Raw genomic sequence first — 12,799 nt, forward strand, 5'->3', positions numbered from 1 at the left:
GATTGCGATTTACTTCCCGGCTGATTGTGCTGTGACTGACTTTCAGACGTTTTCCTATCTCCCGATAACTGAAACCCTCGCGTAAATAGGCCTCAATCTGGTATCGTTGTCCCTCGATCAACTGCTTGTAATTCATGGTAACTACTCATGTTTGTTTGGCGACTACAGAGTATCACCAACAGGCAGTTGATCTCTCCTCACCGTTTAACCATGAGTGGTGCACTTATTATCTGAATTCGGGCTTTCCATATTTGAGAAATGGAATGAAATATATAGAAAAATATTTTAACAAAATTCAAAAGGCAGAAGCTTAAGCCCCTGCCTATTCCTCTTATCAATCCCTTTAAATATACTATCAATAAAGAGAGGCTCATACTCAACTTAATCACCAAGCTTGATAGAAGTCCTGTGCCAGATCCAATTCTGCTCTGAGGACCTGTGGATTCTGTTTTATTGAACCCAAAACCTTTAACAAATCGCTTCCATCCGGTGCAGATAACAGAAGGAGGTTATTATCACTTCGCCAATCCAAACGCAAATTATGCTGTTGAGAAAATTCGGTAGCCGAGACGCCTTCTGCCAATTTTATAATGAATTTCCCTGTTGGAATCGCAATAACACCACCAGCAGAATCAACCAAAGGTTGCCCCTTTGATAAAGTCTCTGCCTTTACAACTCTATCATTAATTTTTACCAATAGGGTATCCATATCATAAACTTCGGGAGCGACTTTATCCAATAAAGAATCATCTTTCAAAAAAGCTTTAGCCTGCACTGTCATAGACATAGCAGAAATAAGTAACGAAACAACTATCACTGTGATATTTTTCATATTCCCCCCTTATTAAGAAGCGCTTACGGCTTGGTGACCGTGAATACGTAAAGACCAGGATTTGAGTACTCCATTAGCCTCATTTTCCAATAGTTTTTCTTCTAAATTTACCGTTCCTTCTCGGTAAATGTATCCCTGTTCGCCACTATTTACATCGATAACCTTTAAAGTCCAATTTCCTCTGGCATTTTCACCATAAAAAGCATTGGATAACATGGGAGTATTTGTGTATCCGGAGTTTCGAATAGGAACAAATCCATTGTAAGGCGTCATAAGAACGCTGCGAGTACCAGAAGGCGAAATTAACTCAACAGCCAGATCAGCCAAACGCTTATGCTCTGCTGTAAGATTAATTTGTACGCCTTCAATAATCCAATCTGAATCGAACCTCTGTACATCACTGACGCCTTCCAGGGAGGCGTCCGGTATTGCCGCATTCAATTCGGTACGAGACAAGCTATCGCTTATCCGATATTCGCCTAAATTCGCTTTATAATTTCTAGCCATGGCAACCGCTTTGCTGACATCAATGCGCCCGAAACCATAAAAATCATGGAATTTAAACCCGGCAGCATTGGTAAACCAAGCAGGCACGGCTTCATAAAGCTGACTAGCGTCCGTATTTAATGGAACTCTGATGGGCTGAATATTGACATCTACCTGCTTGGACGTCATGGCTAGAATATGCCGGATATCACGCCAGGAGAGTGATGGATTGACGCTCATTATCATGGCAATCGCACCACTGACATTCGGGGCCGCCGCCGAAGTGCCATTCATATTGGAGACATAGTCACACTCAAGATTGAGCGGATGCTGGCCCCCATTAAAAGGGGTTCTGGGGCGCTCTTGGGTAACCGAACTGCCTTTGTCACAACCAGCTCTGTCCGTTGTCACAATTGCAGGGTTATAAGTACCAAACTCCCCGCCGGGAGCGTTAACAAAAACATTGGCCCCCACAGATGAATAACTGCTGCGTTTACCATTTGCACTTCCTGCGCTGACCACAAGGTTATAGAGGTTGGTATTATTTGGAGACATGTTGGCATTGTGATAGGGTAATCCTTTATTGGCCGGCCTATTTTCATCTCTGGCTGTATAGAAGTCTTTTGGTAATAAATATCTAGGTTGCCCTGTAGCGTTATAACCCAAAAAATTATAATTATATCCATTACCGGCAGACTTAACGAAAACACTGCCCTTGCCATTAAAACTCTTGGTTGTCACCTGCTGATAAACTTCAAACTCATTTTCTCTCATTAGGCCTGGAATCACAGGTTGGTTTCCATAACTTTGGTTAAACACCCTGGCTCGGTCGCTATAAGCACTGGCGCCATGGGATTTGGCGAAATTTTCAAAGGTTTGTACATTGCGGATTTCGCGGCTAGGATCTCTATCCAGGAAGTTAAAACCGATAAGCTTAGCTTCAGGTGCAACTCCCCGACCACCTATGCCATTCCACCCGGCAGCGGCTATGATTCCTGCAACCGAAGTCCCATGTGACGCACTGTTGGAAAATGGTGTCGGGTCAACTGTACCTGTGATTAGATTATAGGATCCGCCCGCAATCACATTGGCACTGAGATCCGGATGGCTGATCTCCAGACCATCATCTACCACAGCGACAATGACGCCTTTGCCGGTAGCACCTGAAGCTATGGCATCATTGACGTTGATATCTTCACCGAGCACACCACGGTTTCTGGCAAAGGCATTTTGGCCGGTATTTTTCAAATGCCACTGATGCTGATACAGAGGGTCACCTCCCTTTATTCTCAAGGTTAATGCAGAAATAGATTCACTCTTACCGTCACTGACTTTGAAACGCACGACTTCTGTGCCTTCCAACGCATCTGTCTGGTAACTGAAACTCCCCTTGGCCGCATCATTGATGGTCAAAGTCCCTAGCTTGACTTCATTGGGATCAACCAGTGAAAAGGTGATCCCTCCTTCGGCATCTTTTCCTTCCAGTTGTCCATTGAGACGTACTGATTGACGAACGTCATAGGTTACATCCCGGCTTTCCGGAGGAGTATTTACCGGCTCAGGTGCCTTCTTGCTGTCACTGCCACAGCCCGCCAATAAGGCTGCAGCTATACTCAGTGAAATAACCGACTTATGCATGCTTCTTTTCCTTTTGATAATAAAACGTCATATCGCCGAAAACTGGTTTTCGGAAACAGCTAGTTAATAGGTATGACGTACTTTTTTATTGTTATAGTTTGGCCAAAATCAAGCCTTAACATATGTATCATATGTATCAACTAATTCAATAATAGAAAAACAACAAGCAGAAAAAATCCGACTTACGATACAAAATACGTTATTTTAAGTATTTTATAAAAACTAAAAAAAGAAATGGTAAACCTATAAATATAAAAACAATTTCCTATATAAACCAAATCGCAAATGTAATAAAAACAGCATGCCGTTTAAACAATTGGTTACAAATTGCCGGCTGGATTTTATTTTTAAAAGCCTGTTATTAACAGAAAGACATCATTTTATAAGAGAAGTTTTTCAAACACGGGGGTATTTGGAAGGTTATTCTATAGTCACCGTATAGATGACTATAAAACAAGAAAACTACTGAGCATCCGCTTGATTTTCAGGTGCGGCATCAATAAAGGCTGGCAACGTCAAGCACTCATCATTAATACGGCAAATATTGGGATAAGGAGACAAGTCGATATTAAAACGTTTGGCATTATAAACCTGGGGAACCAGACAGATATCCACCAGGCTGACCTGGTCGCCAAAACAATACTTGCCCGAGTACTGCTGCAACTGCTGCTCCAATGCGCCAAAGCCCTGTTCGACCCAGTGGCGATACCAATCATTCTTGGCCGCATCATCCAACTTGAGCGTCCCGGTCAGATACTGCAACACCCGCAAGTTGTTCAAAGGATGGATCTCACAGGCAATTCCCATTGCCATGGCCCTGACCAGCGCCCGCTGTTCAATATCACCCGGCAACAGTGCCTCACCGCCAAAGGCTTCATCCAGATATTCAATGATCGCCAGCGATTGGGACAACACCAACTCGGCTCGCTCGTCGGTGTCATCCGTCACCACCAAAGCCGGTACCAACTCCTGCGGGTTTAGCGCCTTGAAAGCGGCCTGATGCTGCTCGCCGCCATTGCGCACCAAATGAACCGAAAGCTGCTCGGCGCAAAGTCCCTTGAGGTTGAGCGCAATCCGCACCCGATAAGCAGCGCTGGAGCGCCAGTAACCATATAATTTCAACATTAAGTTGTTCTCCCAAAGCTCGCTAGCCTTAGATTGCGACTCCGCCCTGGTGACGCTGTATCCAAAGGTCTTAACGCTGACGCATTCGAAGGAAACACCAAGCCGGTATTAAAACCAACGGGGCTTCAAAGAGCCCCGTTTTGTTATCGAGTCATTTTACTCGGCGATATACTCAACTACCTGCTGATCTATCGTGCCGAAGATGCTATGCCCGGCATCATCCAGCATTTCGATTCTGACCCTGTCTCCAAAGCCCATAAATGGCGTGACGGCCTTGCCCTCGGCAATCACTTCCAGCATGCGCTTTTCGGCCAAACAGCTGGAACCTGCGCTTCTGTCATAGTTGGAAATGGTGCCCGAGCCTATGATGGCACCGGCACCCAAGGGGCGGGTCTTGGTGACATGGGCGATCAGCTCGGCAAAGTTAAAGGTCATATCCACCCCGGCATTGGGCTTGCCGAACAGCTCGTTGTTCAGATGGGTGATCAGCGGCAGATGAACCCGGGTATCCTGCCATTTATCCCCCAGCTCATCCGGTGTGATTGCCACCGGTGAGAAACTGCTGGAAGGTTTGGACTGGAAGAAGCCAAAGCCCTTGGCCAACTCGGCCGGGATCAAGTTACGCAGCGACACATCATTAACCAGCATCAACAGCTTGATGTGAGAGGCGGCGTTTTCAGCACTCACGCCCATGGGTACATCATCTGTGACCACGGCAATTTCCGACTCGAAATCTATGCCCCAATCTTCGCTTGCCAGCGGGATATCGGCTCTGGGAGCGATAAAGCTGTCTGAACCGCCCTGATACACCAGGGGATCTGTCCAGAAAGACTCCGGCATTTCGGCACCGCGGGCTTTGCGTACCAGCTCAACATGATTGACATAGGCGCTGCCGTCGGCCCACTGATAAGCGCGGGGAAAAGGTGACAGACAACGACTCTCGTCGAAGTCCTGAGTATTGTCCAACATGCCGGCATTCAGGGCATCGGAAAGCTCTCTGAGCTGAGGTTCCAGCAGTGACCAACTGTCGAGCAATTGCTGCATGGTCTGGGCTATGGCGGGGACAGCCACTGTCTTCTTCAAATCTCGGCTGACCAACATGAGTTGACCATCGCGGCGTCCATTGTCATATGTCGCTAATTTCATACCTGCTCCTTCCTGTCTCTGCCCGGATTAATGGTTTTCATCAGGCTATGTGCCCGGCTCAATCCGTTTCTGTTATCCCGCCAGTAATACCTCATGCCGCGGGCAATGAAAACTCTGTGACTCACTTCACGTTTAACCGCTTTGAGAACCGGTTTGTAAACTTTCACTGACGCTTGCCAACCGCAAGCGCCGGTAAAGGCTTTGCGGTCAAAGATAGCCTAAATTTCAGCCATTCCGGCGGCAAATCCGCTTTACAGGGCTTCAGCGCTTCTTGCTGATCTCATATTCCCTGAGTTTATTGGCAATGGCGGTGTGGGATACCCCCAACTTTTTCGCCAACTGGCGGGTACTGGGGTACGCCGGGTAGAGCCGCCTCAGCAAACCGGCTTCGAACTGTTTCATGGCCTGATCCAAGGTGCCTTCAAACTCCTTGTCGAAATAGCCAAAACCTTCGGCATAAGAAGGCAGTTTCAACTGTTCTATGGTCAATTCGGCCGAACCGTCCCACATGGATACCGCTCTGAATACAGCGTTTTTCAGTTGCCGCACGTTTCCCGGCCAGGCATAGGTCAACAGATGATCGCGACAGGACGCCGAGATCCGCCGCACCGGGCTGGAAAGCTGCTGGCTGTAGTGTTCAAGGAACATCTCCGTCAGCGGGATAATATCGACCCTGCGTTCACGCAGCGCCGGCATATGGAAACTCAGTACATGAATTCGGTAGTAGAGATCTTCACGGAACTCACCGGTCTGACACAACTCCGCCAAATTCTTCTGGGTCGAGCAGATGATACGGACATCGGCGCGCACCTCTACATCGCCGCCGATACGGCGGAAACTGCCATCCTGCAGCAAGCGCAACAATTTGACCTGAGCGGCCTTGGACATCTCGGCAATTTCATCGAGGAAGACGGTGCCACCCTTGGCTTCTTCGAAGAAACCCCGCTTAACCACTTCCCCCTTACTGACATAACCAAACAGCTCCTCTTCTGCGGCACTGTCGGGCATGGCGGCGCAGTTGATGGCAATAAAGGGTTTCTCCCGCCGCATGCTGGCATCGTGACAAGCCCTGGCCATCAGCTCTTTGCCTGTGCCGGTTTCCCCGGTGATCAGCAAAGGCGCATCCAACTGTGCCATGCGCTTGGCCTGCTTGAGTACCTCTTTCATCTTATCGCTGACAGCCAGCACGGAATCAAAGCCGCTGCTCTGGCTCTGCAGCGCGTTGAACTGTTTGCCCACCCGCGCCGGCGACTTAAGCGCCACCACGGCGCCGGCGAGAATGCTCTTATCGTTTTCATCCGGCAGATAGATGGGTAGCATCTCGGCCAGATATTCATTGCTGCCAATAGAGACCCGAGTGGCCTGCGCCAACACCTTGGGCTCACTGAGCCAGCGACCAAAATTGAAGCCTTGCACCCAGTGATTGAGGGATTCCTCTATCACTTCATGTTCGGCCATATCCAGAATAAGCAAGGCCGACTCGTTGACGATACGAATTCGCCCCTTTCCGTCGAGAGAGAACACGGCATCCGGCAGGGTTTTCAATAGGGTTTTGAGGGCGTAATGCTCCTGCTCCGAGGGCATAAAAGAAACGGTTCTGACGTCGTGCACCCCTTCCACCTTACGGATTTGGGGCATCAACTCACTCAAGGTCTCAAAACCGACCTCGGCAAACTGCAAATATAAGAATCCCTTGTTACTGGCATCAATAGCGATAAGGTTAATCCCGTATCGCTCCAGCACCATTAAAATATCCTTGGCTAAACCAACGCGATCCTGACAACTAACTTCCAAGCGCATAACTGTCATTCCCTTTTATAATTCAGATTCTTTGGGATTATCGCCTGCTTTGAGAGGTCGGCAGGCGATGTAAAAATGCGCCCTATACGTTAGAAGGTTCTGACACAAGTGGCAAGCTCGCTTTACAGCGTATTTGTAACAAAGGGAGAGGGTTCAGTGTGAAGACATAATCAACACACTGAATATATTAGGAAAAGATTAATCCAGCAACTGGTCTGTCTTGGCAGCCATGATAAAGTCGTTACGGTGCAGCCCCTTAATGGAGTGCGACCACCAGGTCACAGTCACCTTGCCCCATTCGGTGAGGATCCCCGGGTGGTGAAACTCTTCTTCAGCCAAGTCCGCCAGCTTATTGCTAAAAGCCATTGCCTGCCGGAAATTTTTAAACTTGTAAACCCGCTCCAGCTGCATGATGCCATCGCGCACCTGTACGCCCCAATCCGGGATCATCCGAATAAGCTCGGCAAGCTCGGCATCTGTCACCTTGGGAGCATCGGCGCGGCATGCTTCGCACTTCATATTGGCCAGTTCAGTCATAACATCTCCTTGAAAGTGGCCTGCACTCTTGCACACAGGCCATTACCGCCAGTATCAGCTGGCTTTGGGTTGAAATTTGGGGGTAAAGAGTCCCAGTCGTTTGGCTTGGGTAACCGCCTTCATAATGTCCATGCGGGCGATTTCATCGAGAAAATCAATATGCTCTATCTCGTAATAGATGGGCTGCATAATGTCTATCCGATAGGGAGTGCGCAACACATCCAGCAGCTCAAAGGGTCTGCGCTCCGGCGTGTCGCTGAAGGCATACAGTGTCTCGCCGGGCGAACTCAAAATACCGCCACCGTAAATTCTCAGGCCGTCGGTCTGGGTACGCAACAAACCAAACTCCACGGTAAACCAGTAGAGACGCGCCAAAAAGACTCTGTCTTCCTTGCTGGCATCAAGCCCCAACTGACCATAAATATGGGAAAAATGAGCAAAAGCCGGGTTGGTCAACAAAGGACAATGACCGAAAATCTCATGAAAGATATCCGGCTCCTGCAGATAATCAAACTCCTCCCTGCTGCGGATAAAAGTCGCCACCGGAAACTCCTTATTCGCCAGGAGTTCAAAGAAGCGCCCGAATGAGATAAGCGCCGGCACCGCTGCCGTCTTCCAGCCAGTGGTATCCTGCAACACGGCATCCAGCTCGCCCAGTTGCGGGATCCTGTCTTTAGGCAAGTCCAACGCCTTGAGCCCCTGCATGTATTCATCACAGGCACGGCCAGGCAAGTTGTGTTCCTGACGGGCATACAGCTCCTGCCAGATGGCGTGCTCGTCCTGCGGGTAATCTATTCGGCCATCACTGCCCGGGTGACGGGCCACATATTGAGTTGCTTTACTCATAGTCCATACTCACTGCCTGAATCGTTTCTGATTTCATGTTCACTCAAGGCCGCACTTTTGTTAACCAGCTCACACTTTATTTCCGGAGGCGAGCGAAGAAGATTTGTAAAGAATTGGTTACAAAATAGTATTTGGCTCGGTAAGTTCAGTAGCTTACTCTTGCAGCCCAGGCAGGATTTTTTGCAAGTTTCCAGCAAAATTAGCCCTTTTTGCAAATGGCTTTTCGGTGCCACTGCATTACAATAGGGGCTGATTTATCCCGAGCACCCAAGGTATCTGAATGCCGATAAAATCGACCACCATCCGCAAGGCGGTAATCCCCGTTGCGGGTCTTGGCACCCGTATGCTGCCGGCCACCAAGGCCATTCCCAAAGAGATGCTGCCGGTAGTAGATAAACCCTTGATCCAATATGTTGTCAGCGAAGCCATTGCCGCCGGCATCAAGGAAATCGTGCTGGTTACCCACGCCAGTAAAAACTCCATTGAAAACCATTTCGATACCAGTTTTGAACTAGAAGCCCAGCTGGAACGGCGGGTAAAGCGGCAACTGCTCAATGAAGTGCAGTCCATCTGCCCGCAAAATGTCACTGTGATCAGCGTCCGCCAGGCTCAGGCCAAAGGGCTGGGGCACGCCATTCTCTGTGCCCGTCCGGTAGTAGGTGATGAGCCGTTCGCCGTACTGCTGCCGGATGTGTTGATAGACGATGCTGCCAGCGATCTTTCCCGCGATAACCTGGCCGAAATGGTCAGCCTGTTCGACCGCACAGGAACCGGGCAGATCATGGTCGAGGGTGTACCTCACGAGAAGGTAGACCAATACGGAATAGCCGATGTCAACGGTCACGACCTTAAGCCGGGCGAATCCCAACCTCTGCTTAAATTGGTTGAAAAACCGGATATCGACGAAGCCCCCTCCAACCTGGCTGTAGTGGGTCGCTATGTGCTGCCTGCCGCTATCTGGCCCTTGCTTGGCAAAACCCCAGCCGGTGCCGGTGATGAAATCCAGCTCACGGATGCCATTGCCATGTTGATGCAAAGCCAGCAGGTCAACGCTTACTATATGCGTGGCAAGAGCCATGACTGCGGCAACAAGTTGGGTTATATGCAGGCAACGGTGGAACATGCATTGCGCCACCCCGAGCTTGGATGTGAATTTGCCGCCTATCTGGGCGATTTGATAAAAGGATGTAAAGCATGACAATTTTGGTCACCGGCGGTGCCGGCTATATTGGCACCCACACACTGGTTGAACTTCTGACCGCGGGCAAAGAGGTTGTAGTAATAGACAACCTGAGCAACTCAAGTGTCGAAGCCCTGGCCAGAGTCGAAGAGATCAGCGGCAAGAACGTACTCTTTTATCAAGGTGATATCCTCAACAAGGCATTCCTGCAGAAAGTCTTCAGCGACCACAGCTTCGAAGCCGTGATTCACTTCGCCGGTCTTAAGGCGGTGGGTGAGTCCGTTGCCCAGCCGCTCAGATATTATGAAAACAATGTCACTGGCACCCTTATTCTGTGCCAGGTAATGAAAGAATATGGCGTTCGCAACCTGGTATTCAGCTCATCGGCCACAGTTTACGGCGATCCCGCCAGTCTGCCGATCACCGAAACTTTTCCTACATCGGCCACCAACCCTTATGGTCAGTCCAAGTTGATGGTGGAACATATTCTGGCGGATCTGGCCGCAGCCGAACCCAACTGGAACATCGCCCGCTTGCGTTATTTCAACCCGGTCGGCGCCCACAAGAGCGGCCGCATCGGTGAAGATCCCAACGATATCCCCAACAATCTGATGCCCTTTATCGCCCAGGTTGCAGTCGGCAAGCGCGATAAACTCAGCGTCTTCGGCAATGACTACCCCACGGTAGACGGCACAGGTGTGCGCGACTATATCCACGTAGTTGACCTGGCCATAGGTCACCTCAAGGCTCTGGACAAGCTCGCCACCAATCCAGGTCTGGTCACCTATAATCTGGGAACCGGTCAGGGCTACAGCGTACTTGAGATGGTTAAAGCCTTTGAAAAAGCCTGCAAAAAGGCGATCCCCTTTGAGTTTGCCCCACGTCGCCCCGGCGATATCGCCGCCTGTTATGCCGACCCTACCCATGCCACCAAAGAACTGGGCTGGAAGGCTGAGCGCAACCTGCAGGATATGGCCGACTCCAGCTGGAACTGGCAATCCAACAATCCTAACGGTTACAAAGGTTAATCATGGATCTGTCCCGCAGACGCCTGTTCAGTCGCCGCAAGAGTGATGTGGTTCGGCCGCCCTGGAGCAAACCGGAAGCGGAATTTACCGACGCCTGTACTCGCTGCGGCGCCTGTGTGGATGCCTGCGAGACTCAAGTGTTAATCAAGGGGGATGGTGGCTTTCCGGAGCTTGACTTTCAGCGCGCCGAATGCAGCTTTTGTCAGGCCTGTGTCACCCACTGTGAACAGCCGGTATTCAGGCCTCTTGGCGAAGCGCCTTGGCGGCTCATTGCCCAATTTGCCGACAGTTGCCTCGCCCGCCAGGGGATTGTCTGCCAGAGCTGCAAGGATGCCTGCGACGAGCGGGCGATCCGCTTTCCGCCCCTTTTAGGGGCTACCGCCCTGCCGGTATTGGATGCAGAGCGCTGCAATGGCTGCGGCGCCTGCGTTGCGCCCTGCCCCGCCTCTGCCATCAAGCTACGAGAGCCAAACCCCGACTGACTCCCATCCGGGAGCCAAAAATCTGACTCCCACAGCGCCAAATATTAGTGGTTTTGTTACTTTGCGATAACAGGTAATATCGAGTTTCCCCTGATAAAAACCACTAAAAAGTACTATGTTTGGTAAAAATAAAAAAACGGCAGGGCTCACCTATATTGCCCAGGGCAGCAAGATTACCGGCGAAAGCCACTTCGATGATGAGACCCTAATCGGCGGCGCTATATATGGAAAGGTAACAGCTGAAAATAAGCTGATCATAGAAGCCAATGGCCTGGTTGATGGCGAACTTAACTGCCAAGAACTCAAGGTATCAGGGGTATTTCGCGGTAAACTCCATTGTGAAAAATTGACTATCTGCGGTACCGGCACGGTCGAGGGAGAAGTCGCCAGTAAGTCGATGGAGATCTTCGAAGGTGGTCAATTTATCGGTATCAGAGTCAAAGATGAGGTTAACTTGCTTAAAGAGCTTGGCGATGATAATCCCCCTATGACTGAACTTAAGCTCCAAGCTCAAGAGTAGTGATCAAAAAAGCACACAAACATGACTTTTATCACATTTTAATCACAATAAATTCGAAAAGCGCACTGAATTGTGCTCAGTCACAGTAATCATATTTGTGCTGGTCTAGCATCTATCTCCAAAGAGGTATAAATCCATAGGATGGATGCTAATGTCGAGTCGATTATTGAAACAGCTGTGTGAGCTGGATATCTTTACCCTCATGGTGTTCAAGAACATCTATGAAACAGGGCACGCCAACTGTACAGCGCGAGAATTGGCAGTGTCTGCCCCTAAAATAAGCCGCTGCCTGGCGGCACTGAGATTAGCCTTTGACGACGAGCTTTTCTATCGCCGTCAGCAACAACTCAAGCCTACACCTCTGGCGGAGAATCTATACCAACCGGTTTGCGATTTCATCCACTCAGTGCACCGTCTGGAACAACAAGTTCATCAGAGCCGTCTGCCCTCGAGCGATATCTGTATTCATGTAGCCGTAGCGCATGGGTTACTTTCCTCGCTGGCGATGAAACTGGGACAGACGAACATTCAACAGCAGTTGGGCCAGATCAGACTCTATCCCTGGCAAGATGATTCAGCAGAAAAAATTCACCGCGGGCAACTGGACTTGGGGGTCTGCCTGGAGCACCCCGAACAGCTGGATCTCATTCTGAGTTCGCTCGGGCAAACCATGGGGGTATGTGTTGTCAGCCGCGAAGATCATCCCCTGTGGCAAAGATCGCCGGCCATCACCCTCGAAGATATCAGCCAATATACTTTCGTTTACTTGACCATCAAGGGCTTCAACGAGCGCATGGATCCCATGGAGCTCTTCTGTCAGCAGGAAGGCATTCCCCTATCCCAGGTGCACGCCGTACACGACAGGGAAGAATGGCATGCTCATCTGTTGACCATGGGCAGTGTAGCCTTCAGCACCCCCAATGAAATGGCGCTTATTGAAGGCATGCCTGGCTTGAGAGTGCAACATCTGCCGGAAACCGAAGTAACTAAACTCCACCGAGCATTTTCGCTGCCAAGCTACTCCTTGGTGGAAAAGGCCCCCAGCTATCGCCGTTATTCCGAACAACAAAGAAAACTGTTGCTGAGCCTGGTCACTCAAGAACTTTACCCCAAGGCTGAATATTGAGAACTGATTGATTCCGGCTCATTACCTGGCATCTTTGCTACCTTCAGAATCAG

Annotated in this window: 13 protein-coding genes; 5 read left to right on the plus strand and 8 right to left on the minus strand. The window is 49.8% G+C overall.

From position 1 onward, the window contains the following. The 8 genes from CX651_RS14560 to phhA all read right to left on the minus strand — a co-directional run. Positions 1 to 136: helix-turn-helix domain-containing protein (locus CX651_RS14560; protein ID WP_157822673.1), on the minus strand; the 136-nt coding region annotated here is incomplete at its 3' end. Between the two features lie 249 nt (positions 137 to 385). After that, a complete protein-coding gene (locus CX651_RS14565; protein WP_101056627.1) occupies positions 386 to 832 on the minus strand; it encodes a hypothetical protein in 447 nt (148 codons plus the stop codon). A 12-nt stretch (positions 833 to 844) separates the two neighbouring features. Then, entirely contained in the window at positions 845 to 2,956 is a 2,112-nt protein-coding gene (locus tag CX651_RS14570) for a S8 family peptidase (protein ID WP_101056628.1), read from the minus strand. Between the two features lie 462 nt (positions 2,957 to 3,418). After that, positions 3,419 to 4,078: a maleylacetoacetate isomerase gene (gene maiA / locus CX651_RS14575; RefSeq protein ID WP_101056647.1), complete on the minus strand. Its 660-nt coding sequence runs from the start codon at positions 4,076 to 4,078 to the stop codon at positions 3,419 to 3,421. Between the two features lie 159 nt (positions 4,079 to 4,237). Further along, positions 4,238 to 5,227 carry a fumarylacetoacetate hydrolase family protein gene (locus CX651_RS14580; protein WP_025010901.1) on the minus strand — a complete coding sequence of 330 codons (990 nt, stop codon included), beginning with the start codon at positions 5,225 to 5,227 and terminating at the stop codon, positions 4,238 to 4,240. A 261-nt stretch (positions 5,228 to 5,488) separates the two neighbouring features. After that, positions 5,489 to 7,027 carry a transcriptional regulator TyrR gene (gene tyrR, locus CX651_RS14585; protein ID WP_101056629.1) on the minus strand — a complete coding sequence of 513 codons (1,539 nt, stop codon included), beginning with the start codon at positions 7,025 to 7,027 and terminating at the stop codon, positions 5,489 to 5,491. Between the two features lie 198 nt (positions 7,028 to 7,225). Continuing rightward, a complete protein-coding gene (locus tag CX651_RS14590; RefSeq protein ID WP_025010903.1) occupies positions 7,226 to 7,564 on the minus strand; it encodes a 4a-hydroxytetrahydrobiopterin dehydratase in 339 nt (112 codons plus the stop codon). A gap of 54 nt (positions 7,565 to 7,618) precedes the next feature. Next, complete coding sequence (gene phhA / locus CX651_RS14595; protein ID WP_100145291.1) at positions 7,619 to 8,410, minus strand: phenylalanine 4-monooxygenase; 792 nt, start codon at positions 8,408 to 8,410, stop codon at positions 7,619 to 7,621. Positions 8,411 to 8,696: 286 nt separating this feature from the next. Here phhA and galU point away from each other — a divergent pair, with 286 nt between their 5' ends. The 5 genes from galU (at position 8,697) to CX651_RS14620 (ending at position 12,746) form a co-directional block, all read left to right on the plus strand. Then, positions 8,697 to 9,608 (plus strand): UTP--glucose-1-phosphate uridylyltransferase GalU, encoded by a 912-nt coding sequence (galU, locus tag CX651_RS14600; protein ID WP_101056648.1) that lies wholly within the window; start codon positions 8,697 to 8,699, stop codon positions 9,606 to 9,608. Then, positions 9,605 to 10,618 (plus strand): UDP-glucose 4-epimerase GalE, encoded by a 1,014-nt coding sequence (gene galE, locus CX651_RS14605; protein WP_101056630.1) that lies wholly within the window; start codon positions 9,605 to 9,607, stop codon positions 10,616 to 10,618. Before galU ends, galE begins: the two co-directional genes overlap by 4 nt. 2 nt (positions 10,619 to 10,620) lie before the next feature. Continuing rightward, positions 10,621 to 11,100: a ferredoxin-type protein NapF gene (napF, locus tag CX651_RS14610; RefSeq protein WP_101056631.1), complete on the plus strand. Its 480-nt coding sequence runs from the start codon at positions 10,621 to 10,623 to the stop codon at positions 11,098 to 11,100. Positions 11,101 to 11,215: 115 nt separating this feature from the next. Continuing rightward, a complete protein-coding gene (locus tag CX651_RS14615; RefSeq protein WP_101056632.1) occupies positions 11,216 to 11,620 on the plus strand; it encodes a bactofilin family protein in 405 nt (134 codons plus the stop codon). Positions 11,621 to 11,771: 151 nt separating this feature from the next. Next, the gene (locus CX651_RS14620; RefSeq protein WP_101056633.1) at positions 11,772 to 12,746 is read left to right on the plus strand and encodes a LysR family transcriptional regulator; all 975 of its coding nucleotides are present in this window, start codon (positions 11,772 to 11,774) and stop codon (positions 12,744 to 12,746) included. Positions 12,747 to 12,799: the final 53 nt, after the last annotated feature.

This window comes from Shewanella chilikensis, from assembly GCF_002836945.1.
Taxonomy (GTDB): domain Bacteria; phylum Pseudomonadota; class Gammaproteobacteria; order Enterobacterales; family Shewanellaceae; genus Shewanella; species Shewanella chilikensis.

Bases quoted from the DNA above. Each gene is read 5' to 3' on its own strand.
- CX651_RS14565 (WP_101056627.1), bottom strand. From the start codon at position 832: ATGAAAAATATCACAGTGATAGTTGTTTCGTTACTTATTTCTGCTATG.
- CX651_RS14570 (WP_101056628.1), bottom strand. From the start codon at position 2,956: ATGCATAAGTCGGTTATTTCACTGAGTATAGCTGCAGCCTTATTGGCG.
- CX651_RS14580 (WP_025010901.1), bottom strand. From the start codon at position 5,227: ATGAAATTAGCGACATATGACAATGGACGCCGCGATGGTCAACTCATG.
- tyrR (WP_101056629.1), bottom strand. From the start codon at position 7,027: ATGCGCTTGGAAGTTAGTTGTCAGGATCGCGTTGGTTTAGCCAAGGAT.
- CX651_RS14590 (WP_025010903.1), bottom strand. From the start codon at position 7,564: ATGACTGAACTGGCCAATATGAAGTGCGAAGCATGCCGCGCCGATGCT.
- phhA (WP_100145291.1), bottom strand. From the start codon at position 8,410: ATGAGTAAAGCAACTCAATATGTGGCCCGTCACCCGGGCAGTGATGGC.
- galE (WP_101056630.1), top strand. From the start codon at position 9,605: ATGACAATTTTGGTCACCGGCGGTGCCGGCTATATTGGCACCCACACA.
- napF (WP_101056631.1), top strand. From the start codon at position 10,621: ATGGATCTGTCCCGCAGACGCCTGTTCAGTCGCCGCAAGAGTGATGTG.
- CX651_RS14615 (WP_101056632.1), top strand. From the start codon at position 11,216: ATGTTTGGTAAAAATAAAAAAACGGCAGGGCTCACCTATATTGCCCAG.
- CX651_RS14620 (WP_101056633.1), top strand. From the start codon at position 11,772: ATGTCGAGTCGATTATTGAAACAGCTGTGTGAGCTGGATATCTTTACC.